4 protein-coding genes are annotated in these 24,007 nt (G+C 41.8%); all 4 read left to right on the forward strand.

Going from position 1 to position 24,007, the window contains the following annotated elements:
• Nucleotides 1-19: 19 nt before the first annotated feature.
• The 4 genes from RMX89_RS23365 (at nt 20) to RMX89_RS23380 (ending at nt 23,816) form a co-directional block, all read left to right on the forward strand.
• Complete coding sequence (locus tag RMX89_RS23365) at nt 20-5,851, forward strand: AAA family ATPase (RefSeq protein WP_322690619.1); 5,832 nt, start codon at nt 20-22, stop codon at nt 5,849-5,851.
• Nucleotides 5,852-5,924: 73 nt separating this feature from the next.
• Nucleotides 5,925-11,825 carry an AAA family ATPase gene (locus RMX89_RS23370; RefSeq protein ID WP_322690620.1) on the forward strand — a complete coding sequence of 1,967 codons (5,901 nt, stop codon included), beginning with the start codon at nt 5,925-5,927 and terminating at the stop codon, nt 11,823-11,825.
• Nucleotides 11,826-11,983: 158 nt separating this feature from the next.
• On the forward strand, nt 11,984-17,926 hold the full coding sequence (locus tag RMX89_RS23375) for an AAA family ATPase (protein ID WP_322690621.1): 5,943 nt from the start codon (nt 11,984-11,986) through the stop codon (nt 17,924-17,926).
• Nucleotides 17,927-18,002: 76 nt separating this feature from the next.
• Complete coding sequence (locus RMX89_RS23380) at nt 18,003-23,816, forward strand: AAA family ATPase (protein ID WP_322690622.1); 5,814 nt, start codon at nt 18,003-18,005, stop codon at nt 23,814-23,816.
• Nucleotides 23,817-24,007 lie beyond the last annotated feature (191 nt).

Raw genomic sequence — 24,007 nt, forward strand, 5'->3', positions numbered from 1 at the left:
TCTCACTCTTTGAGCAGTTATGGTCAGCACTCTTGTTAGGATTCCCGGATATCACATAACTGAAGAACTCTACAATGGTTCGAGAACGCTGGTTTATCGAGGGTATCGAGAGAGTGACTCTTTACCAGTAACGATCAAACTGCTGAAAAATCCCTATCCGAGTTTTGGCGAACTCTTGTCGTTTCGCAATCAATACACCATTGCTAAAAATCTCAACTCACCGCTAATCGTCCAAAGCTACAGCCTTCAAGCCTATGAGAATGGCTATGCGCTGGTAATGGAAGATTTTGGCGGGATTTCTCTCAAAGAATGGGAACTCACAGGGAATCTACAATCTCTACAGGAGTTTCTAGAAATTGCGATCGCTCTGTGCGACACCTTAGATTTACTCTACCGCGAGCGCATCATCCACAAAGACATTAAACCCAGCAATATATTAATTAATCCCGCAACCAAACAAGTTAAATTAATTGACTTTAGTATTGCATCTTTACTACCACAAGAAACGCAGACAGTAATCAATCCTAATGTATTAGAAGGGACACTTGCTTATATTTCCCCCGAACAAACAGGCAGAATGAATCGGGGGATTGACTATCGCACAGACTTCTATTCACTCGGCGTAACTTTCTACGAATTACTTACGGGAGAATTACCTTTTGCATCAAACGATCCGATGGAGTTGGTGCATTGTCATATTGCAAAACTTCCACTGCTAGTATATGACATTAACCGACAAATCCCATTTGTACTCTCGGAGATTGTCAATAAATTAATGGCGAAAAACGCCGAAAATCGATATCAGAGTGCGTTGGGATTAAAGTTTGATTTAGAAAATTGTTTAACTCAGTTACAAGTTTCGGGTAAGATTGAGAGCTTTGAAATAGCGAGTAGGGATGTGTGCGATCGCTTTATCATTCCTGATAAACTCTACGGCAGAGACATGGAGGTTCAAACTCTCCTGCAAGCATTTGAGCAAGTCAGCCTTGGCGCAACAGAAATGATGCTGGTTGCTGGGTTTTCGGGGATTGGCAAAACTGCTGTTGTCAACGAAGTGCATAAACCAATTGTCAGACAACGCGGCTACTTTATCAAAGGCAAATTTGACCAGTTTAACCGCAATATCCCGTTGAGTGCCTTTGTACAGGCATTCCGAGATTTAATGGAACAATTGTTAAGCGAAACTGATGAGCAACTAGCGCAGTGGAAAGACAAAATCCTCTGTGCTTTAGGTGAAAATGGGCAAGTCCTAATTGAAGTCATTCCCGAACTAGAGCAGATTATCGGCAAACAACCAGCAGCCCCAGAACTCAATGGTAGTGCCGCCCAGAACCGCTTCAACTTGGTATTTGTAAAATTCATTGCCGCGTTCGCTACACTAGAACATCCGTTAGTGATGTTCCTCGATGATTTGCAATGGGCAGATTCAGCTTCACTGAGTTTGATGCAAGTTTTGATGAGTCAAAGCGAAGTGGATTCTCTGCTAACAATCGGGGCATACCGAGATAACGAAGTCTTTCCCAGCCATCCCCTAATGCTGACACTGGAGGAGATGAAGAAAGCTGAGGCAACTATCAGTACCCTTACCCTCACCCCGTTAAATCAATCTCAGATCGATTGTTTGGTTGCCGACACCCTCAGTTGTTCCACAGTTCTAGCACAACCCCTGGCAGAGTTAGTTTATCAAAAAACCAAAGGCAATCCCTTCTTTGCTACCCAATTTCTCAGAGCTTTGCATCAGGAGAACTACATTACATATAACCTGCAAGTTGGACACTGGCAGTGCGATATGGTGTCGGTGAAATTGCTCTCGCTTACTGATGATGTGGTTGAATTCATGGCGCAGCAATTACAAAAGTTGCCACAAACCACTCAAGAGATACTGAAGTTGGCTGCTTGTGTGGGGGCACAGTTCGATCTGGAAACATTGGCGATCGTTTCAGAACGATCGCCAACCGATGCAGCCACAGCATTGTGGAAAGCTTTGCAGGAAGGCTTGATTTTACCCACGAGTCAGATTTACAAGTTTTTTCAGGATGCCCAAAAGTCCCAAGGGGAGACAGTTAATCCGACCTATCGGTTCCTGCACGATCGCGTCCAACAAGCTGCTTATTCTCTGATTCCTGACGACCAAAAGCAAGCGACTCATCTCAAAATTGGGCAATTGCTGTTGCAAAATACCGCACCTGAAGTTATAGAACTGAATGTTTTTGATATTGTTAATCAGTTGAACAATGGAATTGCTTTGATAAATCGGATCGAGGAGCGATATGAGTTAGCGCAGTTGAATCTGATTGCTGGCAAAAAAGCAAAAGTTTCCACAGCTTATAAAGCAGCCATTAAATACTGTGCGATCGGTATGGAAATGCTTCCCGAAGATAGTTGGCAAACTGCCTACGACCTCACGTTTAAGCTTTATCGGGAATGTGCAGAATGCGAATACATCACAGGACGCTTTGACGAGGCAGAACGACTCTTCCATCAGGCATTACAGTACGTCGAGAATAAATTCGAGCTAGCAGACATTTATGGGCTGCAACTAGCTCTGAGATCCAATCAGGGAGAGAATTTACTCGCCGCTTATGAGGCTGCATTGAGTGGCTTGAGTGTTATGGGTATGAGCATTCCGACAACTGATGCAGGTCAGCAAGCGCTGATTGAAAGCATACTCAAGGAGATCCGCGTCAAACTGGAAACTGTACAACCCGCAGATTTATTCGATCTGCCTGCGATGACCGATCCGGCAAAGAAGGTATGTATGTCAATCCTCCCCGATCTCTGGGGAGCTGCTTATGTCGGTGGCAATCAAGCGCTAACAATTCTCAGTATCCTGTTAATGGTTCAGACTTCATTCACCTATGGCAATGCCGAAAGTTCGGGTTGCGCTTATTGTTTGTATGGGATGATGCTCACAATTCAGGGAGACTATCGAAGTGCTTATGAGTTCGCTACTTTAGGGCGAAAGCTCGATCGCCAATTCAATAGCGCCAAGTTCATTCCCAAAACCAATAACGTTTTTGGTCATACAATCAATCCCTACAACAGACCACTAGTTGAAAACATCGCAGTTTACCAACAATCTGTTCAGATTAGTTATGAAACAGGTGACATTGGGTTTGGCATCTGGGCAGTAATATGTCTGATTTGGACGATGCTGTTGAAGGGCGATTGCTTATCAGAGGTGTATGCCGAAACCGAGAAATACCTGAGCTATGTGCAACAAGTAAATAATGCGAACATGACGCTGACATTTAATCTCCAGCAGCAATTTCTTTTGCACCTGCAAGGTTTATTAGAAGAACCCGATCTGCTAGTCGATCGCGGCGATCGCCAGATTCTCTGTCTTGATGCTTGGCAAAAGAATAATTTTGAAGCTGGGATCAATTGGTATTGCTTCTTGAAACTCCAGCTATTGTACTTGTACGGTCGCTATGCCGATGCCCTGGAAGTTGCTGCAATTGCTGAAAAAACCCTGGCTTCTAATCTTGGTCTGTTTCCGATCGTTTTATTCCACTTCTATTACCCACTTAGTTTAGCTGCACTTTATCTCCAAGCAACACCAGAGAATCAACAGCACTACTGGAATGTGATGCAGCAGCACCGCCAGCTTCTAGAAACCTGGACACAGACTTGTCCAGAGAACTTTTTGCATCAATCGCTGTTGCTTGGGGCTGAAATGGCAAGAGTTTCTGGTAATTACGCAGATGCGATCGCCTGTTACGATCGCGCCATTCTCGCAGCCAAAGAAAATCACTTTAGCCAAATTGAAGCACTCGCCAACGAACTAGCAGCAAAGTTTTACCTGGAATGGGATAAGGAGCGGATTGCTCAGGAGTATATGATTCAAGCCTACTATGGCTATGTTCGTTGGGGAGCCAAAGCCAAGGTTGCTGATTTAGAAAAACGCTATCCTCAACTACTTGCTGCGATATTACAGCAAACCCGTTCTCCCCTTTCCATTAACGAAACCATCTTCGCTTTGGGGAGCGTTACATACACCAGTTCGGCCACTTCTAGCAGCAGTTCTGATTCCCTAGATTTAGCAGCTGTTCTCAAAGCTTCCCAAACTCTCTCAGAGCAAATCGAACTTGAAAAACTGCTTTCATCGTTGCTTAGAATCGTCATCGAAGATGCAGGGGCGGATAAATGCGTGTTGATGTTGTTGCGAGACGATCGCTTGTTGGTCAAAGGGTTAATTGTTGAGGGGGCACAACCAATTGTATTGCAGCGCATTCCCATTGAAGAGAGCCAAGATATTCCCCTGAAGCTGATTTACAAAGTCAAGCACAACAGGCAGACTGTTGTCCTGGTGGATGCGACAGCAGATCCCACCTTAGCCAACGATCCGTATATTGTTCGTCAACAGCCCAAGAGTATCTTGTGCAGTCCGATTTTGCGTCAAGGCAAGTTGATGGGCATTTTATATCTAGAAAATAATTTAGCAATGGGAGCGTTCACCAGCGATCGCGTCGAACTGCTGAATTTAATCTGCGCTCAAGCTGCCATTTCCCTAGAAAATGCCCGACTCTACGAACGTTCCTTAGAATATGCCCAACAGTTAGAGCGATCGCTTGCCGAATTGAGTGCGAGTAACTCTCGCTTTGAGAAACTTGTAGATAATGTTCCTGGGGTTGTTTATCAGTATCAGATATTTACTGATGGTGCAATGTCTCTCACCTATATGAGTAGAGAATGTTATGAACTATACGAAATTACAGCCGAACAAGCGATCGCTAATGTGCAGTTGCTCTTGGAGAGAATGCATCCAGATGATGTCGCAAGTTACCAGCAGTCTGTTATTGACTCAATGCAAACCTTAACTGCTTTTGAGTGGTCAGGGCGAATTATTACACTATCTGGGATGATTAAATGGATTCACTCCCAAGCCCGAATAGAACAAAAAGCCGATGGTACTATAGTTTGGGATGGATTCTTGTTGGATATTAGCGAACGCCGAAAAGCAGAATTTGCTTTAGAGGAAAAATCGCTCTTATTACAACAGGCGCTAACCGATTTGCAAAACGCCCAATTACAAACGATCCAAAGTGAGAAAATGTCTGCTTTGGGTAATTTAGTTGCTGGTGTTGCTCACGAAATGAATAATCCTTTGGGCTTTATTGCTGCTAGTCTGCAACAAACTCAACCCATCATTGCCGATCTTACCGAACACCTGAAACTCTATCAAACAACTTTCCCAAATAGCAGTGAGGAAATTATTGACCATGCCGAGCAAATTGATTTGGAATATAGCTTAGAAGACGTATCTAAGGTAATTGAATCTATGACGATGGCGTGCAACAGGCTGAAAAAAATCAGCACTTCACTCTGCACTTTTTCTCGTGCCGATCAAGATTATAAAGTGCTATTTAATATTCACGAAGGTATTGATAGCACCGTTCTGATTCTCAAACATCGCCTCAAAGCTAACCAACAACGTCCAGCTATTGAAGTGATAACTAACTATGGTAATTTACCGCCAATTGAATGTTTTCCGGGACAATTAAATCAGGTGTTTATGAATATTCTCGCTAATGCTATTGATGCAATAGATGAGTCGAATATTGGACGCAGTTTTCAGGAAATTCAAACAAATCCTAATTGCATTACAATTAATACTTTACTGGCAAATAGTGTTGTAAAAATTACCATTGCTGATAATGGCAAAGGAATAAGCGAATCAGTTAAACAAAAGATTTTTGAGCATTTATTTACTACAAAAGCTGTGGGAAAAGGAACGGGGTTGGGGTTGGCGATCGCTCGACAAATCGTTGAATCAACCCACGGCGGTAAATTGAGTTGTAACTCTGTTCTTGGGGAAGGTACAGAATTTGTGATTGAATTTCCAGTGTAATTTTTGGCTCGTTTAGTAAACAACTTCAGACATCTGGGAATACTAAATCTGGAAGTCTTGAAGATTTAGCAGTATGGTTAGCACTCTTGTCAATATTCCTGGATACAAGGTTAGCGAAGAACTCTACAATGGTTCTAGAACCATTGTTTATCGAGGGTATCGAGAGACTGACTCATTACCTATAGTTATTAAACTGCTGAAAAATCTTCATCCGAGTTTTGGCGAACTCTTGTCGTTTCGGAATCAGTACACCATAGCGAAAAATCTCAACTCACCGCTAATAGTCCAAACTTATAGCCTAGAACCCTATCAAAATGGCTATGCGTTGGTAATGGAAGACTTTGGGGGGATTTCCCTCAAGGAATGGGGAATCAAGGGAAGGGGAAAATCTCTACAGGAGTTTTTAGAAATTGCGATCGCACTATGCAATACCTTAGATATACTCTACCACGAACGGATTATTCACAAAGACATTAAACCTAGCAATATTCTCATTAATCCTGAAACCAAACAAGTTAAATTAATCGACTTTAGTATTGCATCTTTACTACCACGAGAAACCCAAACGCTAGTCAATCCCAATATCTTAGAAGGAACACTCGCTTATATTTCCCCAGAACAAACAGGAAGAATGAATCGGGGGATTGACTACCGAACTGATTTTTATTCTTTGGGTGTGACATTTTACGAGTTACTTACAGGAAATTTACCTTTTGCATCAAACGAGCCAATGGAATTGGTGCATTGTCATATTGCTAAACTTCCACAAATTTTAAAAAATAGAGAAGATATTCCCCAAGTTATTTGCGATATTGTGATGAAATTGATGGCAAAAAATGCCGAAGATCGATATCAAAGTGCCTTGGGACTGAAGTTTGATTTAGAAAAATCTTTGTCTCAGCTACAAGTTTATGGTAAGATTGAAGCTTTTGAAATTGCACAGCGTGATGTGTGCGATCGCTTCATTATTCCTGATAAACTTTATGGACGAGAAAGCGAAATATCAACCTTATTACAAGCCTTTGAGAGAGTCAGCCTTGGTGCAACAGAAATGATGCTGGTAGCAGGTTTTTCGGGAATTGGAAAAACCGCAGTTGTCAACGAAGTTCATAAACCGATTGTTCGCCAACGCGGTTATTTTATCAAAGGCAAATATGACCAATTTCAACGGAATATTCCCTTCAGTGCATTTGTACAAGCATTCCGGGATTTAATGGGGCAATTATTAACCGAAAGTGATGCACAGATTCAGGAATGGAAAAGCAAGATTTTAGATGCTGTTGGGGAAAATGGACAGGTAATTATTGAAGTCATCCCCGAATTATCAAGAATTATTGGCGAACAATCACCCGCCATAGAATTATCAGGAACGGCGGCACAAAATAGATTTAATTTATTATTTCAACAATTTACCCAAGTTTTTACCAGTGTCGAACATCCATTAGTGATATTTTTAGATGACTTGCAATGGGCAGATTCGGCATCATTGAAGTTAATGCAGCTATTAATGGCTGATACAAAACATCTTTTGTTAATTGGTGCATACCGCGATAATGAAGTCAATCTAGGACATTCATTAATGTTAGCTTTGAGTGAAATCAAAAAAAACAAAGCGACGATTAATACAATTATGTTAGCACCACTGAGTCAAATAAAAGTGAATCAGTTAGTTGGTGACACACTTAAATGTACAGAAACTTCGGCATCGACTCTTTCTCAATTAATCTATCAGAAAACTCAAGGAAATCCGTTTTTCACAATCCAGTTTCTCAAAGCATTGCATCAAGAAAATCTGATTCAATTTGATATTGAGTTAGGCTGTTGGCAATGTGACATTAGCCAAGTGATGACTCAAGCCGTTACAGATGATGTTGTTGCCTTTATGGGTTTTCAATTGCGAAAACTACCGCTATCAACTCAAAAGGTGTTACAGCTAGCTGCTTGTATTGGGAATCAGTTTGATTTAGCAAGTTTGGCAATTGTTTCTAAACAATCTCAAATCGAAACGGCTGCGGATTTGTGGAAAGCATTACAAGAAGGGTTGATTTTACCTAATGGTGATGTTTATAAATTTTATCAACAAGAGTCATTAGTCATTAGTCATTTGTCATTAGACAAAAGCGAACAAATGACCAATGACCAAGGACAAATGACAGTTTCTTACAAATTTTTACATGATCGCGTCCAACAAGCCGCTTATTCTCTGATTCCCGATGACCAAAAACAACTGACGCACTTAAAAATTGGACAATTGCTTTTAAGTGTAATGAGCGAGACGGAAAAAGAGGAAAAAATCTTTGAAATTGTCAATCAATTAAATAAAGGAGCCGATTTAATTGTTGTAGAAACTGAACGTGAGGAATTAGCAAAGCTAAATCTAGTTGCTGCTCAAAGAGCTAAATCTGCAACCGCTTACGTCGCAGCAATTGAATACGCTACTAAAGGTATACAACTTCTTCCAACAAGTTGTTGGCAGCAATACTATGAACTAACGTTAGCTCTGCATGATTTAGCCGCAGAAGTAGCCTGTCTGAGCGGTGATTTTAGGCAAATGGAGCAGATAGTTGACGAAGTAGTGCAAAATGCTCGTCAATTACTAGACAAAGTGAAGGTCTATGAAGTGAGAATTTTGGCCGAGGTGGCCCAGAGTCAACAGCCCAAAGCTATTAAAACTGCTCTTTCGACTTTGGAATTATTTGGAGTATTGTTTCCACAGCCGACTGACGCAGATATTACTGAAAGTTTGCAACAGACTCAAGATGTATTAAAAAGAAAACATTTAGAAGATTTCTTGGAACTGCCGGAAATGACAGACTTCCAAGCCCTGGCAACAATCCGAATTTTAGCGGCGGTGACAGCAGCAGTCTATCAAGCGGTTCCAGAATTACTGCCATTAATCGTGTGTAAGCAGATTAGGTTATCAGTAGAATACGGTAATGCTACGGTATCAGCACAGGCTTATGCTTGGTATGGAGTAATTTTGTGTGTTATTGGAGAAATAGATTTAGGCGATCGCATTGGCGAACTGGCAATGGGACTACTATCACGCTTCCAAAGCAAAGAATTTAAAGCCAGCACGATTAACATGGTTTATCCCTTCGTGAAGCCTTGGAAACATCATATTCAAAATTCACTTGCTCCTTTGCTCGACGGATACCATAGCGGTCTGGAGATGGGTACTTTAGAATATGCTGCCTACTGTGCCTACAATTACTGTTCGCTTTCCTTTTTTCTCGGAAAAGATTTGTCAATCTTAGAACCAGAGATGAAAGTTTACAATCAGGCATTGGCTCAACTCAAACAGGAAGTTGCTCATAATTATCTGAGAGTCTTTTACCAATCCGTCTTAAATTTACTCGCCGAGAGCAAGTGTCCTTGGGAAATTCAAGGTGTAATCTATGACGAACAAATCATGTTGCCCTTGCATCAGCAGGCAAACGATCTTTACGCAATGGGAACACTGTATATCAATAAATTAATTCTTTGTTACTTGTTTAATGAGTGGGAACAAGCTATCAAAGTGGCGGCTGATGCCAAACAATATTTAAGTGGAGTATCCGGCTGTTTTATGGTTCCGGTGTTTCACTTTTACGATTCATTGACTCACCTGGCGATGTTACCCAACGCTCAAGGTAAAGAATGCCTCCCCCAGCAAGTTGTTGACAACCAGAAGAAGCTCAAACAATGGGCAAACCATGCACCCACAAACCATTTACACAAATTTTATTTGGTTGAAGCAGAGCAGTATCGGGTATTGGGGCGGATGTATGAAGCAATGGATTACTACGATCGCGCGATCGCCTCTGCCAAAGAAAACACATATATCCAAGAAGAAGCACTAGCGAATGAACTTGCTGGCAAATTTTACTTCAACTGGGGGAAAGAAAAACTCGCCCAAGCATATATGCAAGAAGCATATTACTCTTACGCACGTTGGGGGGCAAAAGCCAAGGTTGCCGATCTGGAAAGACGCTATCCGCAACTGCTAGCCCCTATCTTCCAGCAAACCCATACTCCTTTCTCTACTAGCGAAACAATCTTCTCGTTAGCAAATGTTACACCCACGAATTCCGGCACTTCCCACAGTAGTAGTGTTTCTGTTGCTTTAGATTTAGCTGCTATTCTCAAAGCCTCTCAAACTCTTTCCGGCGAAATCGAATTTGAAAAACTGCTTTCATCGTTGCTTGAAATCGTCATTGAAAATGCTGGGGCTGATAAATGCGTGTTTATGCTGTTGCGAAACGATTCGCTAGGCGATACCAAAGGTGAACGTCTGCTAATTAAAGGGTCAATTACCGTGGGGATGCAGCCAGTAGTGTTGCAACGCCTTCTGGTTGAGGACAGTCAAGATATTCCCCTGAAGCTGATTTACAAAGTGAAGCACGATAGACAGAGTGCTGTGATACTTGATGCAAGTGCCGATCCGACTTTAGCCAACGACCCCTATATCATCCGTCAGCAGCCGAAAAGTATCTTGTGTAGCCCGATTTTGCATCAAGGTAAATTGATGGGCATTTTATATCTAGAAAATAATTTAGCAACAGGGGCGTTCACAAAAGATCGCGTCGAACTGCTCAACTTGCTGTGTACTCAGGCGGCAATTTCTTTGGAAAATGCCCGACTTTATGAACGTTCCTTGGAAAATGCCCAACAGCTAGAGCGATCGCTTGAGGAGTTAAGCGCCGCCCAGTCTGTCTTCCAAGCATCCCAGCAAAAACTCCAGCTATTGGTTCAGCAAACTCCATTAGCAGTCATCGAGTGGGATACCAATTATCACGTTACTGACTGGAACCCAGGCGCAGAAAGAATCTTTGGCTACAGCAAACAAGAGGCTTTGGGTTGTGGATTCAAATTCATCATTCCTGAAATAATTCAAGCAGAAATGGAGCGAGTCAGCGTCGAAATTATATCGCAGGAGGGCGGCAATTACAGTATCAATGAAAATGTGACAAAGGATGGTAAAATTATCATTTGCGCTTGGTATAATAATCCGCTTGTAAATGCAGATGGCGAGTCAATCGGAGTTGCTTCCCTAGCAGATGATATTACAGAACAGCAAACTGCGCTACGCGATCGCAAAGTTGCCGAAGTCCAACTTCAACAAAAAGCACAAGAGCTAGAAACTGCTTTACAAAACCTGCAACAAGCACAATTACAAATGGTGCAAACTGAGAAAATGTCTGCACTCGGAAACTTAGTTGCTGGTGTAGCTCATGAAATGAATAATCCCCTTGGTTTTATTGCTGCTAGTCTCAAACAAGCGAAACCTACTATCGCTGATATTGTTGAACATCTCAGACTATATCAAGAAAGTTTACCCAACAAAAGCGATGAAATCGAAGACCACGCCGAAGAAATCGACTTGGATTATAGCTTAGAAGACTTACCCAAGATGATTGATTCTATGTCTATGGCGTGTGACAGGCTAAAGAACATCAGCACCAGTTTGAGAACTTTCTCTCGTGCCGATCAAGACTACAAAGTACCTTTCAATATCCACGAAGGCATTGATAGCACAATTTTAATTCTCAAACATCGTCTCAAGGCCAATGAACAACGTCCGGCGATTCAAGTTGTTGCAAACTACGGTAATTTACCTCAAGTAGAATGTTTCCCCGGTCAATTAAATCAGGTATTTATGAATATTTTCGCTAATGCTATTGATGCATTAGATGAATCTAATCATGGGCTCAGCTTTGAAGAAATTAAAGCCAATCCTAACTGCATTACAATTACAACCTCAGTCGAAAATAATCTAATTAAAGTTTCCATTACTGATAATGGCAAAGGAATGAACGAATCAGTTAAACAAAAAATATTTGACCATTTATTTACGACAAAAGCTGTTGGTAAAGGTACAGGATTGGGACTTGCGATCGCTCGTCAAATCGTTGAAGAAACCCACGGTGGCAAATTAAGTTTTAATTCGGTTCTGAGTCAGGGTACAGAATTTACGATTGAAATTCCGGTATGAATCTCGGATACTCCTTGTTCGCGCCGCGTTTCGTAAAGAATGGATGGGATTAGCGCCGATTTTCTTTGAGTCTAAATCCTGAAAATTTCAAGTCGGGGAGCGACGGGTTCGCTTTATATCTGGGAACACTATATCTGGAGTCTTAAAGATTTAGCAGTATGGTTAGTACGAGAGTCAATATTCCCGGATATCAGGTTAGCGAAGAACTCTACAATGGTTCTAGAACCATCGTTTATCGAGGGTATCGAGAGACTGACTCATTACCCGTAACGATCAAACTGCTGAAAAATCCTTATCCGAGTTTTGGCGAACTTTTGTCGTTTCGCAATCAGTACACCATAGCGAAAAATCTCAACTCACCTCTAATTGTCCAAACTTATAGCCTAGAACCGTATCAAAATGGTTATGCGTTGGTAATGGAAGATTTTGGGGGGATTTCTCTCAAGGATTGGGGACTTGTACTGAGCGAAGCCGAAGTAGTGGGGAGAAACTTAGAATCTTTGATGGAGTTTTTAGAAATAGCGATCGCACTGTGCAACACCTTAGATATATTGTATCGCGATCGGATTATTCATAAAGATATCAAACCCGCCAATGTTTTAATTAATCCAGACACAAAACAAGTTAAATTAATTGACTTTAGTATTGCATCCCTACTACCACGGGAAACTCAAACACTGATGAATCCCAATGTCTTGGAAGGGACACTTGGTTATATTTCTCCTGAACAAACAGGAAGAATGAATCGGGGGATTGACTATCGGACTGATTTCTATTCTTTAGGTGTCACTTTTTATGAACTACTTACGGGTGAGTTACCGTTCCATTCAAACGATCCGATGGAGTTGGTACATTGTCATCTAGCAAAACTTCCACCATCTCTTCAGGAAGTTAAAAATGAAGAGATTCCGCAAGTGTTGTCAGATATTGTCATGAAATTAATGGCAAAGAATGCTGAAGACCGCTATCAAAGTGCATTGGGATTGAAATTTGATTTAGAAACTTGTTTATCTCAACTCCAAGAAACTGGTGAAATTAAAAGTTTTCCAATTGCTCAACGGGATCTGTGCGATCGCTTTATTATCCCTGATAAACTTTATGGACGAGAAACAGAAGTAAAAACTCTCCTGCAAGCATTTGAGCGCGTTAGTACAGGTGTGACAGAAATGATGCTGGTGGCTGGTTTTTCGGGTATTGGGAAAACCGTTGTAGTTAACGAAGTTCATAAACCTATCGTCAAAAAACGCGGTTATTTTATCAAAGGGAAATATGACCAATTTCAACGAAATATTCCCTTTAGTGCTTTTGTGCAAGCCTTCCGCGATTTAATCGGGCAATTATTAACCGAAAGCGATGCTCAAATCCAGCAATTTAAAACCAATATTCTAGCGGCTGTGGGTGATAATGGACAGGTAATTATTGAAGTCATCCCGGAATTAGAAAGAATTATTGGTCAACAACCACCTGTTACAGAATTATCAGGAACTGCCGCACAAAATAGATTTAATTTATTATTTCAGAAATTTACCCAAGTCTTTACCAGTGAAAAACATCCATTGGTGATGTTTTTAGATGATTTACAATGGGCAGATTCAGCATCGTTGATGTTAATACAGTTATTAATGGCTGATACCAAACATCTTTTCTTAATTGGTGCTTATCGTGATAACGAAATCAATTCAGCACATCCATTAATTTTGACTTTGAATGATATCCAAAAAACAGCAGCTACAATTAATACGATTACTTTAGCGCCTCTGAGTCAATCGCAAGTAAATCAATTAGTTGCTGATACACTGAAATGTACAAAAGATTCGGCATTACCTGTTTCTCAATTGGTATTTCAGAAAACTCAAGGTAATCCGTTTTTTGCCATCCAGTTTCTCAAGGCACTACACCAAGATGGGTTAATTGAATTTAACTTTGAATCAGGATATTGGCAATGTGATATCACCCAAATCAATCAGCAAGCGGTGACAGATGATGTTGTGAATTTCATGATATTTCAATTACAAAGACTGCCTCAATCAACTCAAAAAGTGTTGCAGTTAGCTGCTTGTATTGGCAATCAATTTGATTTAGCAACTTTGGCAATTGTTTCGCAAGAATCAGAAATTGAAACGGCTGCTAGTTTATGGAAAGCTTTACAAGAAGGGTTGATTTTACCGATTAGTGATGTTTATAAGTTTTATCAAGATTTGTCATTGGTCGTCCCTTCTCTACGAGACGCTACGCGAACGGCTCCGCTCAGGGCGAGTGGTCAGGGGTCATTAGAAAAGAGCGAACGAATGACAAAGGATAAAGGACAAAGGACAGCTTATTATAGATTTTTACATGACAGAGTACAACAAGCTGCCTATTCTCTAATTCCCGATCGTCAAAAACAAGCAACTCATCTCAAAATTGGTCAATTACTTCTCCAAAATTCCTCTCAAATAGAACAAGAAGAAAAACTGTTTGATATTGTTGGACATTTGAATTTAGGGCAAGAGTTAATCACTCAATTAAGCGAACGAGAAGCCTTGGCTCGGCTTAACTTAGCAGCAGGAGATAAAGCCAAAAATTCTACCGCTTACGCTGCTGCTAGAGCCTATTTACAAACTGGAATTGAGCTACTTACAGCGAATTGCTGGCAAGAACAATATGAATTGACCCTGAGTCTCTACGTTGCCGCCACCGAAGCCGCCTACTTGAATGCTGACTTTGATGGCATGGAACAGATCGCAGTACAGGTGTTGAAATCAGCCCAGACGATTTTAGACAAAGTTAAAATTTACGAAATTCAAATTGCTGCCCAGACAGCCCAGACCAGAATATTAGAAGCGATCGCAGTTGGCAGAGATGCACTCTTTCAATTGGGGATTGAACTCCCCACTGCACCTGACGAAGCCAAAATTGGCAAAGTGCTACAGACTGTAGCCAGCCTTCAAAGCGGCAGAGGGATTGAAGAATTAGTCGATCTACCTGTGATGAGCGACCGCCAAACTCAGGCAGCTATGCAACTCTTAGGAATATTATTTTCACCGATTCTACAGGCAATGCCCGGATTACTGCCCATACTGAGCGCAACGATGGTGAGTTTATCACTCCAGTTTGGGAATGCACCTGCATCAACGGTGGGGTATATGATTCACGGTATGGTGTTGTGTGCCTTTTTGTCAGAAGTGAAAACAGGCTATAGCTTTGGGCGATTAGCAATGAATTTGCTTGACCGATTTAATGTCGGGGAATTCAAGTGTAAGATTCTACTTCTGTTTGCGGCCTGGATTCAACATCATCAGGAATCTCTCAGGGCAACGATGCTGACGATGAAAGATGGCTATGCGACTGGTATGGAAACTGGTGATTTTCTCAACGCTGGCTACAACTCGCTCAATTACTTCATTGCCAAATTTTTTGCTGGGGTAGAACTGGACATTTGGGAACCCGAAATAGCAGGTTACAGGGCTGTCTTAGTGCAGGTAAAACAACATTCTGCCCTGACTTATTTGGATATGATGCAGCAGACTGTGGAGAACTTGAGGGAAGCCCGTATTCTGTCGGATTGCTTAATTGGCACTGCCTACAATGAAACAGCAATGCTTCCTAAGCACCATCAAGACAAGGATCTCTCGGCGATCGCTATTGCTTATATTTACAAACTGATACTTGCCTACATTTTTGGTAACTACACGGCTGCCCTAGACCATAACGCCCAAGCCAAACAGTATTTGATGGCAGTATCAGGCATGATTTTTATTCCCATTTTTCATTTCTATGCAGCCCTGACGCATTTAGCGCTCTTGTTGGCACAGCCAGAGCCAAAGCAAGCCGAATTTCTCGCCTTGGTAGAAACCCATCAAACCACTTTGCAGCAATGGGCGCAAAATGCTCCCATGAATCATCTACATAAATGGCATTTAGTTGAGGCTGAAAAACAACGAGTGTTGGGCAATAAAGCAGAAGCACTTGAACATTACGATCGCGCCATCTCCCTTGCCAAAGAAAACGAATACATTAACGAAGAAGCACTTGGCAACGAACTAGCAGCAAAATTTTACCTTGATTGGGGTAAAGAAAGAGTTGCCCAAGCATATATGCAAGAAGCATACTACTGCTACGCTCGTTGGGGTGCAAAAGCCAAAATAGAAGACTTAGAAAAACGCTATCCCCAACTACTCCAATCGATTCTGCAACAGCAACGAATCAACTTCAATACCTTAGAAACTATTAGCTTTCGCGGCACTTCCTCATCTACTCGCACTTCTACCACTGGCAGTACTGGTATTTCCCAGACATTAGATTTTACCTCTGTTCTTAAAGCCGCTCAAGCTATCTCCGGTTCTCTGGAATTAGATCGACTCATTGCCAGCTTGACCCAGATTATCCTAGAAAACTCTGGCGCGAAGAAAGTTGTACTAATTCTTCCCCAAGATGAGGACACTGCCGTGCGGGGAGAACCCTTATTGAAGAAAGTATCTGGTGATAATTGGCAAGTTAGGGCAATTACCTTTATCAATCATGACCAAATACAAACCATTCTGGAGCCACAATCACTCGCTAATTGTCAAGAGATTCCTGCAAAAATTATCAATTACGTCAAAAATACCCAACAAACAGTTGTTATAGACAATTGCAAAACAGATACCATTGGGTTGATTGGGGAATATATGCAGCGAACACAACCCCAGAGTGTATTATGTACCCCGATTCTTAATCAAGGGCGTTTAGTAGGGATTCTTTACCTAGAAAATCAACTGACTCAAGGCGTATTTACTAGCGATCGCCTTTCTATTGTAAATTTCCTCTGCACTCAAGCTGCAATTTCTTTGGAGAATGCCCAGTTATATAATCATCTCCAAGAGCGAGAAAAGTTCCTCAATAGTATTTATGAAGGTGTTGGCTGTCTTATTTTTGTGACTGATATCCGTGATAATGGTAGGTTTGAGTATACAGGATGGAGTAAATCATGCGAAATAGTGATTGGTATACCTGCTTCTCAAGTACTGGGTAAAAGTCCGCAAGAATTAATGGCTCCTAATGAAGTTGCAGCAATCGAGCAAAAATATCTGCATTGTTTCCAAATTGGAACACCGATCACCTATGAAGAATGTTTAACATTTAATGACCAGAAAATTTGGTTTTTAACCACACTCAGCCCTTTAAAAGATGAGACGGGCAAAGTTTATCGCGTAGTTGGGACAACGATTAATATTAGCGATCGCAAACAAGCTGAATCAGCAGTGACAGAAAAATCTCAAGCACTCGGAACAGCCTTAGAAGATTTACAGCAAGCCCAATTACAAATTGTTCAAAGTGAGAAAATGTCTGCACTGGGTAATTTAGTTGCTGGTGTAGCCCATGAAATGAATAATCCTTTGGGCTTTATTGCTGCAAGTCTCAAACAAACTAAACCCACTATTGCCGATGTTGTGCAACACTTGAAACTTTATCAAGAAAGTTTACCTAATCCGGGTGCTGAAATTATTGACCATGCAGAAGAAATTGACTTAGATTATAGTTTAGAAGATTTACCCAAGGCAATTGATTCAATGGTGATGGCGTGCGATCGCCTGAAAAATATCAGTACTAGTTTAAGAACTTTCTCCCGCGCTGATAAAGATTACAAAGTGCCATTTAAAATTCATGAAGGGATTGAAAGTACAATTTTAATTCTCAAACATCGCCTCAAAGCCAACGATCAACGTCCAGCAATTGCAGTAATAACCGATTATGGCAATTTGCCTGAAGTTGAATGTTTTCCTGGACAATTAAACCAGGTGTTTATGAATATCCTAGCTAATGCCATTGATGCCTTAGATGAGTCGAATACTGGGCGGAATTTTGCAGAAATCCAAAAAAAACCTAACAAGATTACAATTAAAACCTCATCGCAAGACGATCGGGTTACAATAACGATTGCTGATAATGCTAATGGCATGAGTGAAACAGTCAAACAAAAGATATTTGACCATTTGTTTACAACGAAATCTGTGGGAAAAGGAACGGGTTTAGGATTAGCGATCGCCCGTCAAATTGTTGAATCAACCCACGGCGGCAAATTGTATTGCAACTCTATTATCGGTGAAGGTACAGAATTTCTCATTGAAATTCCGGTGTAAATTTTTATTCTGGTTCCTAAATAGCTTGAGATATCTGGGAATACTATCTCTGTAAATCATCACTTTTTCAGCAGTTATGGTCAGCACTTTTGTGAGAATTCCTGGATACCGCTTAATTGAAGAACTCTACAATGGTTCGAGAACACTCGTTTATCGAGGATATCGAGAAACTGATTCCTTAGCGATAGTCATTAAACTACTGAAAAATCCCTATCCCAATTTCAGCGAACTCTTATCGTTTCGCAATCAGTATACCATTGCCAAAAATCTTAATTCACCTTTAATAGTTCAAACTTATAGCCTAGAACCTTATCAAAATGGCTATGCACTGGTGATGGAAGATTTTGGCGGGATTTCTCTCAAAGAATGGAAATTCACAGGGAATCTACAATCTCTACAGGAGTTTTTAGAAATTGCGATCGCTCTGTGCGACACCTTAAATTTACTTTACAAAGAGCGCATCATCCATAAAGATATTAAACCCAGCAATATATTAATTAATCCCGAAACCAAACAAATTAAATTAATTGACTTTAGTATTGCATCACTTTTACCAAGAGAAACCCAAACCCTCGTCAATCCCAACGTGTTAGAAGGAACACTTGCTTATATTTCTCCCGAACAAACAGGCAGAATGAATCGAGGGATTGACTATCGCACAGACTTCTACTCACTCGGTGTAACTTTTTATGAATTCCTCACAGGAGAGTTACCTTTTGCCTCCAACGAACCTATGGAGTTGGTACATTCTCATATTGCAAAACTTCCAGAGAAATTGACGAGCAAAACAAAAAAAGAAATTCCACAGGTGCTTTCAGATATCGTCATGAAGTTGATGGCGAAAAACGCCGAAGATAGATATCAAAGTGCATTGGGGTTGAAATTTGATTTAGAAAAATGTTTACATCAACTACAAATTTCTGGTAGGGTTGAAGGCTTTGAAATAGCGCAGCAGGATGTGTGCGATCGCTTTCTCATCCCCGATAAACTCTATGGACGAGAAACCGAAGTTGAAACTCTATTACAAGCCTTTGAAAGAGTTAGCCTTGGTGCAACAGAAATGATGCTAGTCGCTGGGTTTTCCGGCATTGGAAAAACAGCGGTCGTCAACGAAGTTCACAAACCTATTGTCAAGCAACGCGGTTATTTCATCAAAGGAAAATTCGACCAATTTCAACGGAATATTCCCTTCTTTGCTTTTGTCCAAGCATTTCGAGATTTAATGGGGCAATTATTAACCGAAAGCGATCTCCAGCTAGAGCGATGGAGAAAGCAAATATTAGCAGCACTTGGAGAAAATGGACAAATAATTATTGAGGTGATTCCCGAACTAGAGCGCATTATTGGCAAACAACCTTCTGTACCCGACCTTTCTGGCAGTGCTGCTCAAAATCGCTTCAACTTACTGTTTGAAAAATTTATTCAAGTGTTCGCCACAAAAGAACATCCTCTAGTCATATTTATTGATGACTTGCAGTGGGCAGATTCGGCATCGCTGAAGTTGATGCACCTGTTGATGAGTAAAGCTGATAATCAGTATCTCTTGACGATCGGCGCATACCGGGATAACGAAGTTTCACAAGCTCATCCATTGATGTTGACGCTGCAAGAGCTGGAAAAAGCAAAGGCAACCATCAATACTATTACTCTAGCTCCCCTGAATCGGGCATCGATAAACCAGTTAGTTGCAGATACGCTTAGTTGTTCTCTAAATTTGGCGTTACCGTTGACCGAACTGGTGATGAGCAAAACAAAAGGTAATCCCTTCTTCACCACACAATTTCTCAAAGCATTGTATGAAGATGGATTAATTACCTTTAACTTTGACGGTAACTATTGGCAGTGCGACATTACTCAGGTGCGATCGCTCTCGCTCACTGATAATGTCGTAGAGTTTGTGGCAGTGCAACTAAAGAAAATGCCACTAAAAACCCAAACAATTCTCAAATTGGCAGCTTGCATCGGGGCGCAGTTTGATTTGAATACTCTAGCAATTGTTGCAGAACAAACCCAAATAGACGTAGCGGCAGCGTTATGGAAAGGCTTGCAAGAAGGGTTAATTTTACCAATTAGTGAAGTTTATAAGTTTTACCAACAAGAGTCATTAGTCATTAGTCATTTGTCATTCGTAGACGAAGTACAACCAGCGCTCGATGAGCGAGAACAATTGACAGTTGCTTACAAATTTTTACACGATCGCGTCCAGCAAGCCGCCTATTCCCTGATTCCTGACGATCGGAAAGCTTCGATCCATCTGAAAATAGGTCAACTGCTGCTCGACTATACATCGGACATAGAACAGAACAACAAATTATTTGATATCGTCAATCACCTGAACAGGGGATTGAAATTGGTCGTTGAACCCGCAGAACGAGAGAAAATTGCCCAGTTAAACGGACTCGCCGCAAAAAAAGCCCGGTCTGCAACCGCCTATGAATCTGCTATAACCTATGCAACTACGGGAATCACGCTGTTAACCCCTGATTGCTGGCAAAGTCAGTATGAATTGGCACTAATGCTGCACGAATTAGCGGCGGAAAATGCCTTTCTTTCGAGAGATTTTGAGCAAATGGAACGTTGGTCTTACATCGTGTTGCAGCAAGCGAAGACGCTGCTCGATCGGGTGAAAATCTACGAAATTCAAATTCAAAATCATACATTGCAGCATCAACTGTTAGAAGCGAGCGACCTGGCGAAACAAGTGTTAAGTCAATTAGGTATTCAATTGCCCGATTTCCCCACGCAAGAGGATATCCAGCAGGGATTTCAGAATACAGTCAACTTGTTGGCCGATAGAGCGATCGAGGAGTTATTATACCTGCCTCCCATGACGGCAGGTGAACCTCTAGCAGCGATAAAAATTGCCGCCAGCGCTGCATCAGTTATTTATATTACAAATCCATCCTTATATCCATTACTAATTCTGTCGCAGGTGAATGCCTCGATTCAATACGGCAATGCGCCATTCTCTGCCTTCTTTTATGCCCACTATGGTCTGCTCTTGAATGGCATTTTAGAAGACATAGAAGCGGCAGATCGAGCTGGCAAGCTAGGGTTAGCGGTCATCGAAAAACTCAATGCTAAGGAAGTTGAATGTAGAACCCGCGTTATAGCAGGGGCGCTGGTTCTGCATGGAACTACTCATCTGCAAACGTCAGTGCAAGTTCTACGGGAAGGCTACCAAATTGGATTAGACACCGGAGATTTGGAATTTGCAGGTTATGCCGCACTTCATAGCTGCAAAAATGCCTACTTCAGCAGTCAGGAACTCGGAACGCTGGAGCAAGACATCAACGCCTACAGTCAGATGCCAAAGAATCTCAAACAGGTTCAGACGTTTAACTACTTTCAAATGCTCGGACAGGCGGTTTTTAACCTGTTGGGCAACGCTCAGAATCCCCAGCTTTCTGTGGGCGATCTGTGCGACGAGGCGCAGTTGCTACCCCAGTTGTTGGCAGCGAACGATCTAATGGGGCTTCATTTCTTCTATCTGCACAAACTGATTCTTGGCTACTTGTTTGGTGAAACGGCACAATCCCTGTTAGAGATTGCGACTGAGGGCAGACAGTATTTAACAGCAGGGGCAGGTCTTGTTACGGTGCCAATCTTTTACTTCTATGACTCTCTTGCTGCTTTAACCGGAGATTGTAGTGAGGATTCTGATTTGGCCGATTGCTTGCAACGGGTAGCAGAGAATCAGGCAAAGTTGCAGAAGCGATCGCACCATGCACCGATGAACTACTTGCACAAGTGGCATTTGGTCGAAGCAGAAAAGCATCGAGTGTTAGCTGAAAAAGCTGAGGCGATCGAGCAGTACGATCGCGCCATTGCTGTTGCTAAAGAACACGGTTATATCCAAGAAGAAGCACTTGCCAACGAACTAGCCGCCAAATTTTACCTCGACTGGGGCAAACAGCGCATTGCCCAAGAATACATCACAAACGCTTACTACGCCTATGCTCGCTGGGGAGCGAAAGCCAAAGTCGCCGACTTGGAAAAACGCTATCGGCAATTACTTAGCCCCATATTACAGCAAACCCGTTCGGCGCTCTCAACTAACGAAACTATCTTCGCTTTGGGGACTGTCACCTCCACTTCTACGAGTTCTAGCAGTAGTGTCTCAGATATCCTAGATTTAAAAGCGATTCTCAAAGCCTCTCACACTATCTCTAGTGAAATCGAACTGGAGAAACTGCTTGCATCGTTACTGAGAATCGTCATCGAAAATGCCGGGGCTGATAAATGCGTGTTAATGCTGTTGCGAGACAGTCACCTGTTGATTAAAGGGTCAATGACTTTGGGAACAGAACCAGTGGTGTTGCAGAAAATTCCTGTGGAAGAGAGTCAGGATATTCCCCAAAAGCTCATTTACAAAGTCTTGCACAACAGTCAGACTATTGTCCTGCTGGATGCAACAGCAGATTCCACCTTAGCCAACGACCCCTATATCATACGCCAGCAGCCCAAGAGTATTTTGTGTAGCCCGATTTTGCATCAAGGCAAGTTGATGGGGATTTTGTATCTGGAAAACAGTTTAGTCACAGGGGCGTTTACAAGCGATCGCGTCGAACTGCTCAACTTACTCTGCGCTCAAGCCGCCATTTCCTTGGAAAATGCCCAACTTTACGAACGTTCCTTAGAATCGCTGTCGGAGTTGAAGACGGCCCAGTCTCGCTTCCACAACTTAGTAGACAATGTGCCTGGGGTGGTTTGTCAATACCAGATGAGTGCTGATGGCATCCTCTCGTTAAACTACATCAGTGCCGACTGTTACAATTTGTACGAAATTACCCCAGAAAAAGCTGCTGCCGATCCCGATTTTCTCGACAAAATGATACATCCAGATGATGTGGCTTCTTACCTGCAAACTTACACTGACACCGTTCAAGCTCGATCTTCCTGGTGGTGGGAGGGGCGAATCGTCACTCCGTCAGGAATCGTCAAATGGCTTCACGGCGAATCTAGAGTTGAACAGCGCCCGGATGGCTCATTGGTTTGGGATGGATTGTTTTTAGATATCAGCGATCGCAAGCAAGCAGAACTTGGTTTGCAACAAGCCCAATTACAAATTGTTCAAAGTGAGAAAATGTCTGCGTTGGGTAACTTAGTTGCTGGTGTCGCCCATGAAATGAATAATCCTTTAGGTTTTATTTCTGCCAGTCTCAAACAAGCTAAACCAACGTTTACTGATATTGTTGACCACTTAAAACTCTATCAAGAAACTTTACCCGATAAGAGCGAACAAATCCTCGACCATGCCGAAGAAATTGACTTGGAATATACCTTAGAAGACTTGCCCAAAATGCTCGATTCGATGACAATGGCGTGCGACAGACTCAAAAATATTAGCACCAGTTTACGCACTTTCTCTCGTGCCGATCGCGATTACAAAGTGCCGTTTAATATCCACGAAGGTATCGATAGTACTATTCTCATTCTCAAGCATCGTCTCAAAGCAAATGAACTACGTCCCGCAATTGAAGTTGTCACTAACTACGGTAATCTACCTCAAGTTGAATGCTTTCCTGGGCAATTAAATCAGGTGTTTATGAATATCTTAGCCAATGCCATTGATGCATTAGATGAATCGAATACCGGGCGCAATCTTCAAAACATCAAAGCTAATCCCAACCGAATTACAGTTACCACTTCAATCGAAAATAACTATGTAAAAATAGCCATTGCTGATAATGGCAAGGGGATGAGTGAAGAGATAAAACAAAATATTTTTGACAATTTATTTACTACGAAATCCGTGGGGAAAGGTACGGGATTAGGGTTGGCGATCGCCCGTCAAATTGTTGTGGAAAAACACGGGGGTTCAATACACTGTAACTCCTTCCCAGGAAAAGGTACAGAGTTTATAATTGCAATTCCAGTGCGGCAATAAACAGTACTGAGTAGATCAACTTTAGCTAAGAAGATTCTGTCACCCTACTTGCAGGCGATCGCGTAACGTTCATGCAGAAAAGGCATCTTCTGAGACGCTTTACCTTAGCGGAAGCCTCTGGAAGAAAAGGCAGTTGGATAAATTAAGCTTTTAGCAATTTTTACGTAATACCAATTCACAAAAAATATGAT

It is taken from the genome of Nostoc sp. DedSLP04 (assembly GCF_034530775.1).
In the GTDB taxonomy this organism is placed as follows: Bacteria; Cyanobacteriota; Cyanobacteriia; order Cyanobacteriales; family Nostocaceae; genus Nostoc.